The following is a 15,051-nucleotide window of genomic DNA, read 5'->3' on the forward strand; positions in this document are numbered from 1 at the left end:
GCTTTCTGCTCGGCTTGTTTTCATTAGGGCGATTTGACATGAGGACCCTCCTCTCGGGTTTCAGATATATCATTTTATGCGGACAAATAAGAACGGGCCGTGCGCTTATCCTGCATGCGGGAATTTTTTTGAAAAAAGGGACCTATGTCGTTTACTAATCCATCGGATGGCATGCTATAATAGATAAGGATTCTTTGAGATTCCAGAATTATGAAAGTGATAGAAAAGGAGGACGGGACCATGACTGAATGTCCTCATTGCCAGCATAAGATGGATGACGGTGCCCGTTTTTGTTCTCAATGTGGAAAGAACTTAATACGAACACCTGAACAGAATAGCACGGCTAAACGATCGTGGTTGCCAATCATTACGCCTATCATCATGCTTGTCGTAATGGGGGTAGCCCTTTATTTTGTTTATGACTATCAAAAAGATGTGAATTCCGAAGTGGTTGCGATGAAAAAAGAAGCCGAGCAGGAAGCTCTTGCCGGGGAATACAGGAAAGCTGAGAAACTGCTCGTCGGAGCGATTGACCGCCGGCCGGAGATCGAGGCTCTCAAGCAGGAACTCGGCTCTGTTCAGGAAGCGTTGACTTGGGATAAGGAACTGGAGACAGTCGGTCAGTGGATTGAAGAAGGTTCTTTGAAAAAGGCGAATGAGAAGCTTACGGCCATTCAAGAGGCTTTGCGTCAGGAAGACAGCCGTCTGCTTGTCACTCTTGTTCCCAAAATGAATGAAATGGATTCCAGGCTGACGTTAAAAGAAATCAATCAGGAACTATCAAAGTTGACAAACGTGGATGAACTGGCAGGGAAATTGAATACATTATCCGGCCTTAACCTGGAGGAAGCCTCCAAAGTCCGGGATAAAATTTTTGAAAAAATCGTGAACCAGTCAACGAAAAAAGCGGAAGCAGCAGCGGGTGAAAAACGCTATGCAGAAGCGATTGCCACCATCGATCAAGGGTTGCAATATGTGTCCAATGATAAAAAGCTGATTCAGTTGAAGGAACGGATCCAGCAGGAGAAGTCAGCCTTTGAACAAGCGGAACAGCAGAGGCTTGAAAGTGCCATGCAACAGGCAGCGCAGGATGAATTGCGCAACCAGACACAGGCACTGGAAGTTGCCGATCTCTCGATAACGAAAGATGAGTTCGGTGATTATAAAGTGAAGGGATCACTGAAAAGTGTGGCTACCCAGATCATCAGCACGGTGACCGTAAAATATGACATCCTCGATAAAGATGGAAAGGTCGTCCGTTCAGAATCTGTGAAAGTGTTCCCGAACTATATGAACCCTGGCGATCAGGGGACTTTTGAAAAAGTACATTATGAATTAGAAGAAGGAGAATACTCCGTTGAAATGACAGAAATGGAGTGGCTCGTAGAATAGGGGGATGGAAGATGAAACGCTCTTGGATCATCAGCCTTCTCGCCACTCTTTTGATTCTTGGTGGCGGGATTGCGGGCGTTTTCTACGTGATGGATACCATTCAAAAAGACGTCACGGTTTCGGCTGTTTTAAATGAACCACCCGCTGAGGATGACGAAGAGGGAGAAGTACCTAAGGAAACACAGGAGATCATTTTTGAATCGCAGAAGCTTGTCGTGCAGTTAGAGCTCGAAGATGGTTCGGTCGGTTCCGGCTTTTTATACAATGATCAGGGAGATATCATAACGAATGCACACGTGGTTGCAAATACAGAGAAGGTTAACATCATTACATCGGATGGGAAAAAAATGCCCGGTGATGTGATCGGCGTCAGCCGTGACATTGATGTAGCTGTCGTTCGGGTACCAGGTTTGAAAGGAAAAGACCCGCTGCCGATTAGAGAAGAGAATGCAGCAGAACTTCTTGATGAAGTCCTGGCGCTGGGAAGTCCACTTGGGCTGCAAAACACCGTTACGCGCGGGGAAATCAGCGGCCTTGAGCGGACGCTGGATATCGAGCCTTTCCATTACAAAAACTTATACCAGATTTCCGCACCCATTTCTCCGGGGAATAGCGGTGGACCCCTTCTTGACAGGGAAACCGGTGAAGTCATCGGGATCAACACCGCCAAAATGAATGACGAAACGATCGGCTTCAGCATTCCGGTTTCCGATGTGCTTCCTATGGTGAAGCGCTGGAGTGAATCGCCGATGCGTTCTCTTCCGGAATTTCCTGAGCTGACGGGTGAAGTGTATTCTCCCGTGACAGGAACAGATGCTGAACAGGCGAGTTATATGGTGCAGTATTTTTATGACAGCATCAATCAAGGAGATTTCGTCACCGCGTATTCTTTACTCAGTGCCAGCTGGCAGGAAGACATTTCTTTTGAAGACTTCCGTTCCGGCTACAACAACACCCTCAGTGTGAAAGTGGATAACCTCGTTGTCGATCCGAATGGTGACCACATGGAGGTGACTGCTTTCCTTACAGCTGAAGAAACGGTGGATGGGGAAGTGCAGATGAAGAAATACAAAGTCGTGTATCCGGTCAAAAAAGAGAACCAGTCCGTTAAAATTTGGAGCGGCTCCGGCGAAGAGCTGAGTGCCGAACAAAAAGAAGCTTCCTAAGAATGAAAACCCCTTTCCATTATTGAGTAATGGAAAGGGGTTTTTTTGGTTTTTTTATGTGAAATGGTGTGGTGCACAGTAAGTCTGGCACCTGGGAGGCAATTTGTGGTGCCAGGCACCCCATCAGACAGTAACGGTGCCAGGAACATCACAACCAGCCCCACACATTCACCGTTCATTCATTTCTTTCGCAGCACGGATGCCGGATTCGATGGCGCCTTCAATCCAGCCATGGTAGGAGGACGTTTGTTCACCAGCAAAGTGGATCCGGCCTTCGGGGAGCGGCATCACTTCTTCCAAATCACGGCTCTGTCCAGGGGTGAACAAGGTGAAGCATCCGGCGGAGAATGGATTTCGGCTCCAATTGTAAACGACACTCTGCATGTACTCTTCATACACGACGTTTCCGTAGATACGAGCAAGATTTTCAAGTACTTCTTTGGTCGCTTCTTCCTGACTGAGACTGTTGAAGAGAAGGGCGTTCTGTCCCCACGTGTAACTGGCTAGTAGCATCCCGGGTCCTGACATGCCCTGGTGGTGACTGGGTTGGTATGCAAAACGGATCGGTAAGTCAGAAATGAGATTTCCGATCGGATACCTTTCCCAGAAACGGGTCTTGAATTCGATACCGATCTTAACGGCAGGTACGTTAATGACCTCTCGAATCGCCTGCCACTTCTTCTGAGATAAGCAGCCGAAGGGGAGAACATCTATGAACTGAAAAGCGCTGAAAGGAATAGTCGTCAGTAATAGGTCACCCTTCCAGCATGATGGTTTGGCAAAACGCTGGTCTTCTGTATGGACAGAGACATGGTCATGGTTGTGGATGATTTTCGTCACTTTTTGTTCAAAATAGATATTATCAATCAATTCGGGTAAAAAAGCATGGGGGAGACGGTCATTCCCACCCTGAATTTCAACGAATTCCGTTTGACCATTGAATATGGGAAACGTAATGTCGATTAAGATATCAAGAAAGGAAAACTCAGGAAACCCTTCAATCCCAAGCACCACTTTGATCATACGTACAGCATTCCTGGACATCGAGGGACCATAAGGGTTGTTTCTCAAATATTCCCCCATGGAAAAATTAGAAAATTGATCTTCCAATTTCTTTTTCTCCTCATCAGAACTATTCTGATATAGGTCTAGAAACGGCTGGACAGCGTCCAGAAACAATTGCCGGGCTGTCTTACCTCGTTCTTGCGGGAGGAGATGGAACTGTAAGAGGTCAGGGTTTTCTTCATATTGCGAACGGTACACCCTTTGACCATTGATCATAAAAAGGTCGTTGGGTTTAGAGTTTATGAAGGAGTTGGTCGAGAGGCCGAACTGATCGATATAGGTTTGGACGTATTGGTGATTCTTTGGGATTCTCATGGCGCCGGCATCGATGTAGTTTCCATTTGAAAAAGGTTCGCGAATGGTATGGACCCTTCCACCGACCCGGTCATTTCCTTCTAAAATAACGACATCATGTCCGGCTCTTTTCAAAAGGGATCCGGCAACAAGACCAGACATACCCGCCCCTAAAATAAGAATCCGCTTCCTTCGTCCGTACATGGGTAAACCCTCGAGAATATAAGATTTAAATTCTTCCACGCTTTCTTCATATACACGATGCATCGACACCACCCCCTTTTACTATGTATTCAAAAAATGGAAATAAAAGTATGGGGAAAAATCCTTATCTCGAGAAAGGACATAATCCTTCGTTCTTCTTCATTAAATGTAAAAGGGGGAGATGCGAGATGTATTATCCTGGTATGAGGCAGATAGGAAGAGAAGGAGAGGGAAGACTTCTCAAGGTCAATGGGGTCGGAAAAGTGCAGGTGCGTCCGGATGTGGCGAATGTAAATATTGGCGTCGTGACACAGGATGAAAACTTGGAAAAAGCACAGCAGGATAATGCCCGGGTGATGGAAAGTGTACGCACGCAATTGGTTGCTGCCGGCATACCGGAAGAAAACATTCAAACCGCGGACTACTTTATTTTTCCTGAGTATGATTATGTCGATGGCAAGCAGGAGTTCCGTGGCTATCAGGTGACCCACACGCTGAAAGTCACCATCAACGATGTGAGTCAGACCGGTTACGTCATTGATACAGCGGTAACGGCCGGGGCGAACCGGATATCCAGTATTGCGTTTACAGTGAGTGACCCCTATCAGAATTATCAAGAGGCGTTAAGAATCGCTCTCGGAAATGCACTTGCCAATGCGCAGACCATCGCAAATACGATGGGGTTGAACTTGGATCAGACCCCTGTCAAGATCATGGAATTAGGAACGGCGCCTGTTGCACCTGTCCAAAGTTTTCAAAAAGCAGAAGCTCTTGGAGCAGCCACCACTCCGATCGAACCGGGTACACTTGAAACGGTCGCTAGGGTGGAAGCACATTTTCAATATTTCCCGTAATCCGCCACTTTCCAATCCGGAAGGTGGTTTTTTTATGGGCAAAAAAGGATAGATTATGCACGGGAGGCTCTAAATATGAATATAAAAGTTGAGAATAATGTGTAGCACTTATTTTATGGGCTCATAAAATATAACTGAAACTAAAAAAGTTGCTCTAAGGAAAAACCTTCGTTACAATATGCTTAGAGAAAATGGTCGAATTGAAGGAGAGGTACCATGGAAAACTTGTTATTGGCTTTCGGGCTAACCTTGCTTGCGGGATTAGCCACAGGTGTAGGAAGTTTGATCGCTTTTTTCGCAAAGACGACGAACACGAAGTTCCTTTCCCTTGCGCTCGGTTTTTCGGCGGGGGTTATGATCTATGTATCGATGGTGGAAATCTTTTTTAAAGCTCAGGATTCACTCGTCGATGCGATGGGGAACGAGGCAGGGCGGTGGACGACGGTCGGCGCCTTCTTCGGAGGTATGCTTGTCATCGCACTGATCGATAAATTCATTCCTAAATCAGGGAACCCTCACGAAGTGAAAAAAGTGGAAGATATGACGAAACGGGACACAGCCGTGAAAGATCCTGATTTATTGAAGATGGGAACGTTCACAGCTTTGGCGATTGCGATTCACAACTTTCCGGAAGGAATCGCGACGTTTACTGCAGCCTTGAATGACCCGGCGCTGGGATTAGCCATTGCTGCTGCGATTGCCATTCATAACATCCCAGAGGGTATTGCTGTATCTGTGCCCGTCTACTATGCGACAGGAGATAAGAAAAAAGCATTCAAACTTTCTTTCCTGAGTGGTTTGTCTGAACCGGTCGGTGCCATTCTCGCCTATCTTCTACTGATGCCGTTCTTGAACGACATGATGTTCGGTATTTTATTCGCAGGGGTGGCAGGGATCATGGTATTCATTTCCCTTGATGAACTGCTTCCTGCATCAAGAAGGTATGGGGAAGCGCATTTATCGATTTATGGAGTCGTTGCAGGTATGGCCGTTATGGCTTTGAGTCTCCTCTTATTCATATAAAAAAATGCCCAGCAGGTCGATGGCCTGCTGGGCATTTTTTGTTAACACGTTTTTTCCTGGATGAGATCTTCGATGGTCTGCTGAATCTTTTGTTTGGATCTCTGGATCAGTCGCCAGTTAAGATGGATGTGGTCCGTTTCTTTCCTTCCAAGCTTCAAATGGTCTTCGTCCACCTTTATATCCCACTCGGAAAGTGTCGGGAATTTTTCACCTGCTTTACGGAAAAGCCAATGGTTCACTTCTGCTCGGAGTTGTTCGTTCGCTTCTTCTTCCGTCCAATTTTCAGGATAAGCGAAATGGAAGGTGCCTTTTTGAAAAGCAAAACGGGCCTCCTCCTGATGGTCGGTCCTTAGACGATAGGAGCGGCCAAGGTAAGAAATCTTAACGTTATCGGAAGCAGTTAGGGCATCGATTGCGTATAGATCGTCGTGCGTCTTCTGCCATTTTTCCAAAATCCAGTCCGCTTTCTTTTCAACAAAAGCCTGAATTTTTGCCTCTTCTTTATGAGGGGAGACGGTCACTTTTACTCCATTCAAATCATCGAGGTAGATTTTAATAAAAGAGACGTCCTGCTTTTCTACTGTATAAGCAATGGTTTGTTCTGCGTAAGTAACGATAGGCATTGATGTCTCCTTTCTGACTTACAACGTAATGTTCGTTTTCCGTTTTTGGAAGTCGACACTTTCATAATACGTGTTCTTCACCAGCACATTCGGACCGAGGCATTTCACGGCCGGACAATGGCAGTTCAAGCTCTTCGCTGTATTCGTAGAAAGCCAGTTCTCATAGGCATCGGAAAGATTGGTGTCTTGAATGTTCCCAAGCCCTGGCTCGTCACCGAAGTCTGTCACGATAATATCCCCTGAGAAAATGTTCACGTTCAAGCGGGAACGTCCGTCTGGATCGTTTCTTACCGTCACATTCTTTTCGCTGTAAAGACGCTTCAGCATATCGAGGTCGTCTTGGGAAGAACTGCATGGATAGTAGGGCAGCGTGCCGAATAACATCCACATATCGTCATTACGATGATCAAGAAGACGATTGATGCCTTCGCGCATTTGTTCAAGACTTAATGTCTCTAAACTGCTGGCGAAATCCACGGGATACATCGGGTGAATCTCGTGGCGGGCACACTTCATTTCTTTGACATGATCGTGAATGGACTCAAGATATGGGAACGTACGGCGATTCAGCATCGTTTCAGCTGAAACCATGACCCCTTCTTCAGAAAGCCGCTGCGAATTTTCCACCATCCGGTCAAAAAATTTCTTTCGGTTTTCTTCCGATGGTTTTCTTTCCATCCGGGCGAATCCGGTATGAATGAATTCTTCGATCGTTCCCCAGTTGTGGGAAATATGTAAAACGTCCAAATAAGGAATGATCGGGATGTAACGCTCATAAGGAAGCGTCAAGTTGGAATTGATTTGCGTTCGCACGCCGCGCTCATGGGCGTATTTCAAGAGGGGCACCACATAATTTTCCACCGATTTCTTCGACATCATCGGCTCTCCGCCCGTAATGCTCAGTGTACGCAGGTGAGGGATTTCATCAAGCCGCTTCCGGAGCAAGTCCATCGGCAAAGCTTCCGGATCCTTCGCACCTAACGTATATCCGACCGCGCAGTGCTCACAACGCATGTTGCAAAGCGTCGTCGTCGTAAATTCAATGTTCGATAAGGTCATTTTTCCGTGTTCTTCCACGTCCATATACGCTTCCCATGGATCGTAAGAAGGGGTAAGCGCCTGAAGCTTCATGTTCGTACTCATAAATTATGAAACTTCCTTTCTATTCAAATTTATTTCGGTCGATAACCTTTACCATTCTATCATTAATATGCCTAAAACCATACAATATGTATCGGAATTGTTACGGGATCTACTCCTATGCACCTGTGCATGTTTTATGGAAAGAGGAGAATAAGGGTGTGACATCGAATGATATGGGGTAACGACTAGCACAAGGGGGAGTCAGATCATGAAACAAACCGTACTCATTACAGGAGCATCCAGTGGATTCGGTTTCCATACAGCTGTGAAATGTGCAGAAAAAGGCTTTCGTGTCATCGCCACGATGAGAAATATAGAAAAAGCCGTAGCGTACGAAACATTGGACGAGGAGGTCCGTGACCGCATTGAAGTGTGGTCATTGGATGTGACGGATGAACAATCGATCGCGCGATTTTCAGAAAAAGTGAATACGCTGTATCGCTTGGACGTGCTTGTGAATAACGCCGGTTATGCGGTAGGTGGATTTCTTGAACAGGTGCCGCTTGAAACGTACCGTAAACAATTTGATACCAATGTTTTTGGTGTGATTGCCGTTACGAAAGCAGTTCTGCCCCTGATGCGTGCCCAGGGTAGTGGGAAGATTTTGAATGTCAGCAGTGTGAGCGGGTTGATCGGTTTTCCAGGCTTATCCGCTTATGTCTCATCCAAACACGCCTTGGAAGGCTTATCTGAAAGTCTCCGTTTCGAAGTGAAACCATTCGGAATTGATGTCGCTCTGATTGAGCCGGGCTCTTATCAGACCAATATTTGGTCGTCCGGTCTTGTTATGCCGGAAGCCGCCCAGGACCCTGAGTCTCCTTATGCCGAATACATAAAAGGATTGTGGAATGCTTTGAACAGTGAATCCCATGGCAATCCTCAGGATGTATCAGATCTGATGACGGGATTGATGGAAAAAGAAACCCTGGTGAAACTCCGCTATCCCATCGGTGCCGGTGTGAGAGCGAATGTGTGGTTCAAGCGCTTGCTGCCTTGGAAGTGGTTGGAAAATACCGTGCTACAAAAAATACTTGGAAAAGAGAAAGCCAAAGGAGTGGGATTGAATGGAAAACGTGATGCATGGAGCAGAGGAGATGCGCTTCGAGGGTAATGAAGTCGGTATCCTCATCTCTCATGGATTTACAGGAACGACCCAAAGTATGCAGCCTTTAGCTGAAGCCTATGCCAGAGCTGGTTACACCGTTTATTGTCCGAGATTAAAGGGTCATGGAACAAGTCCTGAGGATATGGAATCTACCTCACATATGGATTGGGTGCAATCCGTGGAAGAAGCTTATTCCTGGTTAAAAGACAGATGTTCAAAAATATTTGTCGTCGGTTTATCGATGGGTGGGACGCTTGCGTTGTATATGGCGAGTCAGTATCGGGACATTGAGGGAGTCATTCCAATCAATGCGGCTATCGATATCCCTGCACTGGAAAGTAGCCAGGGGACGGATGAACGCTTTTTAGATGCGATCGGTTCCGATATTAAAGATCCGGAGACGGTCGAACTTGCGTATGACCGCACGCCGGTGAAATCGATCGGAGAGCTGGTTGGATTGATGGGCATGGTCAAGGATAGACTGGATGAAATCCACTGCCCGATCATGATTTTCGTATCGGATGAGGATCACGTTGTACCTCCGCATAACTCAGAAGTCATTTTCGAATCGGTGTTTTCTGAACACAAGGAGATTATCCATCTGGAAAATAGTTATCATGTGGCGACTCTTGATCATGACAAGGATATGATCATTGAACGCACCTTGGAATTTTTCCAAATGTACACGAATACGAAGTGATTGCCCGGGAAATATAAAAGGTTTTGTAATCTAGTAAAAAGTTTATTATAATAGAGACAAATCAAGAAAAGTAAACGGTATAAAGCCTTCAAGGGGAGCCTCCGGCTGAGAGTGAACATTTCGTTCTGACCCTTCGAACCTGTCAGTTAGCACTGGCGTAGGGATGGCGGCTTTTTTGATGGTGCAATGCAGAATTGGGACTCCTCCATCAGGAAGCTTCCCTATTTGGCGTTGCTTTTTTTGTGTCTTTTTTTAGGAGGAATGTTGAAATGAGAAATCGTCGCGTTTTATTTCTCGTAGAAGTTGCGATTTTTTCAGCACTCGCATTATTGTTGGATATCATCCCGTTTTTATCATTTAAACTGTGGGCGCAGGGAGGTTCGGTTTCCTTTGCCATGGTCCCCGTATTCATCATGGCCTTCCGCTGGGGCTTGAAAGGTGGCGTCACCACCGGTCTTCTGTTAGGAATCTATCAAATCATGACCGGCGCCTATATTATGACACTACTTCAGGCGTTTTTCGACTATATCGTCGCCTTTGCAGTAATCGGAGCGGCTGGCATAGTAGCGAAACCGCTATGGAAGGCGATCCAATCGAAAGAGTCCCGTCGATTGATCGGATGGATTATTGTCGGCTGCCTGATTGGAAGCGTGCTCCGCTTTTTCGGACACTTTTTTGCAGGGATCGTTTTTTACGGCGAGTTCGCCCCTGAGGGACAGCCTGTCTGGTTGTATTCCCTCATCTATAATGGTGGGTACATGCTCCCGGCGTTTATCTTAAGCAGTATCGTCGTCAGTCTCCTATTTGTAAAACGACCAAAATTATTAAGCCATTAAACAAAATCCCCCGTGCGATGTTCTGACATCGAATGGGGGATTTTTAATAGTTCTTCCTTCTATGAATTTCCACAAACGCCGCCTTTTCTTGAGAATTCAGTTTCGAGATGTCTCCAGGGTTCGTTGCCTGGTTAAGCGTTAGGGGTGGCTGGGAAGCCACTCGCTTTCCTGTGGGGGAGCGCCGAGCTTCCTCGGACTGCGTCCTACGGGATCTTGTCTATCTCCTTCTCCCACGGGAGTCTCGCAGCTTCCAAGCCACCCCATTTCATATAAGAGGAGAAACGAACCCCTATACAGAGATGGAGTGTCTACCACTCTTCCATCTAGAGTGGGTATCAAACTTCTGTATCAAGCTTTCACTTTCTGAATGCCCACTGGGCAGAATTAATATTATCCTCTTCCCAATACCATACAAACTCATTTTAGAGTAGTGGTTTCGAGAATCTTCCAAGAGAAAGGGGCGGAGGGGAATGGCGAGACTCCTAACATAAGTGTGCAGGCGCCTTGATAAGCGGCGTATGGACTGGACTGAACTGGCGGAGATAAAGGAAACACGAAGAACGGAGTGATTCGATGTTGACTTATCGTACAGAAGCGAGGGAAGTCTCACTAGCCGCTAGGCGCCAGAACCGGATAACTAGGAGGAAAAAAGTGCAGGGTGAGACCCCGCAAGGCGTCAGCCTGAGGAGGCTCGTCGCGCTCCCGCGGAAAGCGAGCTATTCCCCGTAGCCCCTATCCACTCAAAAAACATCTCGAAACGGAGTCTTCCACAATCCTGCCATATCGTTCAATAAACTATGTTTTTTTTATTTTTTCTTCTATTGAGGTTTGAGACAGGACATTATAGTGAAAATAAAATAAGCACTCAAGTTGAGGAGGCTACATAATGGACCGTTTGAAGCGGATTGGAAAGAGTAAGTGGTTTTGGATCATTGTCGCTATTATCGCTATTTTAAGTGTCACCATTGCTTATCATACTTCATGGAAAGCTCTTCCTGAGGGGATCTCTTATGAAGGAGAGAAGCATCAGATGGAAAATATCGAGTTTTTCCGTGATTTAACATACGAAGACGAAGCAGGGAAGACGGTGCATGATCTTCAGGTTTTTGAAGAGATCAACCGGACAATAGGGGAGGCTGAAGACTTCATTGTGGCCGATATGTTTCTATTCAATGGGTACACAAATGGTAAGAACGAGTTTCCTGACATCTCCAGCAACCTGGTTGACGCCATTTTAAAACGAAAAGAGGAAGTCCCTGATTTGAAGGTGGTTTTCATAACCGATCAGATCAACACCGTGTACGGATCGTATCAGTCTGAGACGATCCAGCGCCTGGAAGATGGCGGTGTGGATGTTGTTTTGACAAACTTGAATAAATTGAGAGACTCGAATCCTTTATACTCAAGCGTCTGGCGGCTGTTGTTTTCCTGGATGGGCACCGGAGAAAATGGCTGGATCAGTAATCCGATGGCCAAAGAAGCTCCGGATGTGACCCTGAGGTCCTACATGAAATTGCTGAACATCAAGGCAAATCACAGAAAAATCCTTGTTACGGAGAAATCTGCGATCGTCTCGACAGCCAATCCTCATGATGCGAGTGGATATCATGAAAACGTGGCGTTCAAGATGACAGGTCCGATCATCAAAGATATATTAGAAGCGGAAGAGGCGGTCGTTAACTATTCTGGAGAAGCTGATTTTCCTGACTATGAAGATCGCACGTGGGAGGAGCAGGAAGGTCCTCTGACGACACAGTTTGTAACCGAAGGGAAAATTTACAGATCCATTCTTGATGAATTGTCGGCTGCTGGTGAAGGGGACACCGTCTGGCTCGGAATGTACTACTTGGCTGATAAAAAAATTACGAGCTCGCTTGATGATGCAGCCAACCGTGGGGCTACGGTGAACATTGTGATGGACCCTAACAAAAAGGCATTTGGTCACGAGAAGACAGGTATTCCTAATTTACCGGTTGCTGCTGAATTAAAACGCCTGGGGAACGAAAACATCCATCTGCGATGGTATGATGTCAATATCGAGCAGTATCATACGAAGATGCTGTATATTGACCATCCTGAGGAGGACGTCATCATTGCGGGGTCAGCGAACTACACGCGCCGTAACCTCTCAAACTTAAACTTGGAAGCCGATGTTGTCATTAAAGGAAATGGGGAAGAACAGGTATTTACGGAAGTGAATGACTACTTCACTCGGATTTGGAACAATGAAGAGGGGCACTACACGGCGGACTACAAAGAGTATCAGGATAACTTGACTTTCATTCGCTATGCCACCTATTATCTGCAAAAATGGACATGGTTCACAACCTATTGATATAAGAAAGGAGCGCACGGAATGTGCGCTCCTTTTGTATTCTTCTTTTTATAATAAGGTTTCTGCTTTGGAAGGGTTCGTAACAATCAGGAGAACTTTCCCTTCATCCAAATCTTCTTCGTATTCTTCTGCTTCCTGTTCAGAAAATCCAATCTCCTGCAGTTTTGTACGTAGTTCATCGCCCTGTTTACTGAAGAGATTGCTGATCACATGTTTGATGTCCTGCTCGGAAAGGCCGATGGTATTGGCATTGACGTTCTTGGCGATACGATCTGTTCGGTCGTCATCGTGCGACAGGATGTAAATGTCTTTGTTGTCGATGCCTTCATCCTTTAAACGCTTCACATCTTCCATCAGTCTTTCATCATTTGTGTATTCTCTTACCGTTGGTTTCATATTGGATCGCTCCTTTTTTTATAGCTGCTACGGTATGGAATATACCCGGGTGGAAGTGAATGAAACCTGTGAATGGGCAGGGGACTCTTTATCCGACCGCACAAGATATCAACTGAAAACGTAAGAATATCAATTAAAGTTTTCCTATATCAATTAAATCATCAATATATCAATTAAAATCAAGAGATATCAATTAAGCTTCTCATCGCTCAACCGCAGACCGAAATATTGCAGGATTTTGTCCAACCATCTCGAATTACATACAAGATTGGAGGGGAAAAAATGAAATCAAAAATCATTGCTACGTTTTCTATTTGTGCACACGATCCTGAAACGGGAGAGTGGGGAGTGGCTGTTCAGTCGAAGTTTTTAGGCGTCGGGTCGATTGTCCCTTGGGCGAAAGCCGGTGTAGGGGCGATTGCAACCCAGGCCTTTGGTAACCCGCAGTATGGACCGGACGGGCTGGAGCTGCTTGAACAAGGGCTCTCAGCTGAAGAAGTGATCGAGCGCCTTACTTCCGACGATCCTCAAAAGGAAGACCGCCAAGTTGGAGTGGTAGATGCGAAAGGCAACGGGGCTACATTTACAGGAAAAGAGTGCTACGAGTGGGCGGGTGGTAAAGTCGGCAGACACTATGCTGCTCAAGGGAACATCCTTATGAATGAAGAAACGGTGACAGATATGGGGGAAGCTTTTGAACAGGCGGAAGGGTCTCTTGCGGATCGTTTGATGATTGCGATCAAAGCCGCTCAGCGTGCAGGGGGAGACAGCCGTGGCAAGCAATCGGCAGCTATCCTCGTCGTCAAAGATAAAGCAGGTTATGGAGAACTCAGTGACGTTGCCGTCGATCTCCGTGTGGATGACCACCCGGAACCAATTGAAGAACTGGACCGCATTTATCAGCTTCACCAGCTCTATTTCGGAGCATCGAAGCCGGAGGAAGTGGTGGAAGTGGAAGGGGACGTGAAGAAAGAGGTCGAACATCATTTGCAGCGTCTCGATTACCTACCCAAAGAGAATGTGCCTCCTGATGGTTTTTACGAAGCGCTGACGACCTACTTGCACACGGAGAACTTTGAGAGCCGTGAGCAAAAGCGCGGGAAAATCGACTTGAAAGTTCTGGATTACATGAAAAATCAATAATGGAGATAAGCCGTACATCCCAGATGTGCGGCTTTTTGATTGAAAGATTTTCTGAAGGGGAAAGAGGCAGGATAGGAGGTTGATGATATGACACAGTTGAAAGCGATCGTTCTGAATGCATCCTTGAAAAAGACGAAGGCAGAGGAACCTTCCCATACAGAAGGCCTGAGCCGTGAAGTTCTGGATATCCTTAAAAAAGAAGGGGTCGAAACAGAAATCGTCCGTCTGGCGGATTATCATATTCCTTATGGCATCAGTGGAGATCTTGGAGGCGGGGACATGTGGCCGCAGATCTTTGAAAAAGTGAAAGAAGCCGACATCGTCCTGTTCGGAACGCCTCTGTGGCTTGGAGAGAAAAGCAGCCTGGCTACGGTAACGATGGAGCGCTTATACGGCAGCAGTGGGGAAACGAACGAAAAAGGACAGTCGGTCTTTTACAATAAAGTCGGTGGTGTCATCATTACAGGAAACGAAGATGGTGCCAAACATGCCGCATCCTCTGTGCTGTATGGAATGTCACACATCGGGTTTACCGTTCCGCCGAACGTCGATGCGTACTGGGTGGGCGAAGCGGGACCAGGTCCCTCCTATTTAGAGGGCGATGGTCAAAATAATGAATTTACTAAAAAACACGTGAAAATGCTCGCTTATAACACGCTCCATTTTGCACGCATGTTAAGAGAACATCCGATTCCTGCTGAAGGAAACCGGATGGAGTGAAATTTCCTCTGAAGCCGAAAGACCAGGCCTTAAAAAGGCCTGGTCTTTTTTT

General features: G+C 46.3%; 14 protein-coding genes and 1 riboswitch. Of the genes, 10 read left to right on the forward strand and 4 right to left on the reverse strand.

From position 1 onward, the window contains the following. The first annotated feature begins 240 nt into the window (after nucleotides 1-240). Nucleotides 241-1,392 carry a zinc-ribbon domain-containing protein gene (locus tag J0K78_RS08210; RefSeq protein WP_206946227.1) on the forward strand — a complete coding sequence of 384 codons (1,152 nt, stop codon included), beginning with the start codon at nucleotides 241-243 and terminating at the stop codon, nucleotides 1,390-1,392. Between the two features lie 11 nt (nucleotides 1,393-1,403). Then, nucleotides 1,404-2,558, forward strand: a complete 1,155-nt coding sequence (locus J0K78_RS08215) for a S1C family serine protease (protein ID WP_206946228.1) — start codon at nucleotides 1,404-1,406, stop codon at nucleotides 2,556-2,558. 168 nt (nucleotides 2,559-2,726) lie between these two features. Here J0K78_RS08215 and J0K78_RS08220 read toward each other — a convergent pair whose 3' ends face one another. Beyond that, on the reverse strand, nucleotides 2,727-4,184 hold the full coding sequence (locus J0K78_RS08220) for a flavin monoamine oxidase family protein (protein ID WP_206946229.1): 1,458 nt from the start codon (nucleotides 4,182-4,184) through the stop codon (nucleotides 2,727-2,729). A gap of 125 nt (nucleotides 4,185-4,309) precedes the next feature. Between J0K78_RS08220 and J0K78_RS08225 the strand changes: the two genes are divergently transcribed. Together J0K78_RS08225 and zupT are read left to right on the forward strand one after the other, a co-directional pair. Continuing rightward, nucleotides 4,310-4,975 (forward strand): SIMPL domain-containing protein, encoded by a 666-nt coding sequence (locus J0K78_RS08225; RefSeq protein ID WP_206946230.1) that lies wholly within the window; start codon nucleotides 4,310-4,312, stop codon nucleotides 4,973-4,975. Nucleotides 4,976-5,191: 216 nt separating this feature from the next. Next, entirely contained in the window at nucleotides 5,192-5,998 is an 807-nt protein-coding gene (zupT, locus tag J0K78_RS08230; RefSeq protein ID WP_206946231.1) for a zinc transporter ZupT, read from the forward strand. A gap of 41 nt (nucleotides 5,999-6,039) precedes the next feature. Here the strand turns inward: zupT and J0K78_RS08235 are convergent, their stop codons facing one another. Together J0K78_RS08235 and yfkAB are read right to left on the reverse strand one after the other, a co-directional pair. Beyond that, nucleotides 6,040-6,621: a YgjP-like metallopeptidase domain-containing protein gene (locus J0K78_RS08235; protein ID WP_206946232.1), complete on the reverse strand. Its 582-nt coding sequence runs from the start codon at nucleotides 6,619-6,621 to the stop codon at nucleotides 6,040-6,042. A gap of 18 nt (nucleotides 6,622-6,639) precedes the next feature. Next, nucleotides 6,640-7,764, reverse strand: coding sequence for a radical SAM/CxCxxxxC motif protein YfkAB (yfkAB, locus tag J0K78_RS08240; protein ID WP_206946233.1), 1,125 nt, complete (start codon nucleotides 7,762-7,764; stop codon nucleotides 6,640-6,642). Nucleotides 7,765-7,969: 205 nt separating this feature from the next. Here yfkAB and J0K78_RS08245 point away from each other — a divergent pair, with 205 nt between their 5' ends. From J0K78_RS08245 to J0K78_RS08260, 4 genes are all read left to right on the forward strand, one after another. Continuing rightward, nucleotides 7,970-8,875, forward strand: a complete 906-nt coding sequence (locus tag J0K78_RS08245) for an SDR family oxidoreductase (protein ID WP_206946306.1) — start codon at nucleotides 7,970-7,972, stop codon at nucleotides 8,873-8,875. Next, on the forward strand, nucleotides 8,829-9,569 hold the full coding sequence (locus J0K78_RS08250) for an alpha/beta hydrolase (protein WP_206946234.1): 741 nt from the start codon (nucleotides 8,829-8,831) through the stop codon (nucleotides 9,567-9,569). The genes J0K78_RS08245 and J0K78_RS08250 overlap by 47 nt, the downstream gene beginning before the upstream one ends. 81 nt (nucleotides 9,570-9,650) lie before the next feature. Beyond that, a riboswitch (TPP riboswitch) is annotated at nucleotides 9,651-9,750 on the forward strand. Between the two features lie 88 nt (nucleotides 9,751-9,838). Continuing rightward, nucleotides 9,839-10,405 carry an energy-coupled thiamine transporter ThiT gene (gene thiT, locus J0K78_RS08255; protein WP_206946235.1) on the forward strand — a complete coding sequence of 189 codons (567 nt, stop codon included), beginning with the start codon at nucleotides 9,839-9,841 and terminating at the stop codon, nucleotides 10,403-10,405. An 886-nt stretch (nucleotides 10,406-11,291) separates the two neighbouring features. After that, nucleotides 11,292-12,740 carry a phospholipase D family protein gene (locus tag J0K78_RS08260; RefSeq protein WP_206946236.1) on the forward strand — a complete coding sequence of 483 codons (1,449 nt, stop codon included), beginning with the start codon at nucleotides 11,292-11,294 and terminating at the stop codon, nucleotides 12,738-12,740. A gap of 48 nt (nucleotides 12,741-12,788) precedes the next feature. On the opposite strand, the gene J0K78_RS08265 is transcribed toward J0K78_RS08260, so the two are convergent. Then, nucleotides 12,789-13,136 carry a YflT domain-containing protein gene (locus tag J0K78_RS08265; RefSeq protein ID WP_160912663.1) on the reverse strand — a complete coding sequence of 116 codons (348 nt, stop codon included), beginning with the start codon at nucleotides 13,134-13,136 and terminating at the stop codon, nucleotides 12,789-12,791. A gap of 282 nt (nucleotides 13,137-13,418) precedes the next feature. On the opposite strand from J0K78_RS08265, the gene J0K78_RS08270 reads away from it, so the two are divergent. Both J0K78_RS08270 and J0K78_RS08275 read left to right on the forward strand, forming a co-directional pair. Beyond that, on the forward strand, nucleotides 13,419-14,279 hold the full coding sequence (locus J0K78_RS08270) for a DUF1028 domain-containing protein (protein ID WP_206946237.1): 861 nt from the start codon (nucleotides 13,419-13,421) through the stop codon (nucleotides 14,277-14,279). An 87-nt stretch (nucleotides 14,280-14,366) separates the two neighbouring features. Continuing rightward, nucleotides 14,367-14,999: a flavodoxin family protein gene (locus J0K78_RS08275; RefSeq protein WP_305037803.1), complete on the forward strand. Its 633-nt coding sequence runs from the start codon at nucleotides 14,367-14,369 to the stop codon at nucleotides 14,997-14,999. The last annotated feature ends 52 nt before the right edge of the window (nucleotides 15,000-15,051 follow it).

Source organism: Halobacillus sp. GSS1 (assembly GCF_017307035.1).
GTDB lineage: Bacteria > Bacillota > Bacilli > Bacillales > Halobacillaceae > Halobacillus > Halobacillus litoralis.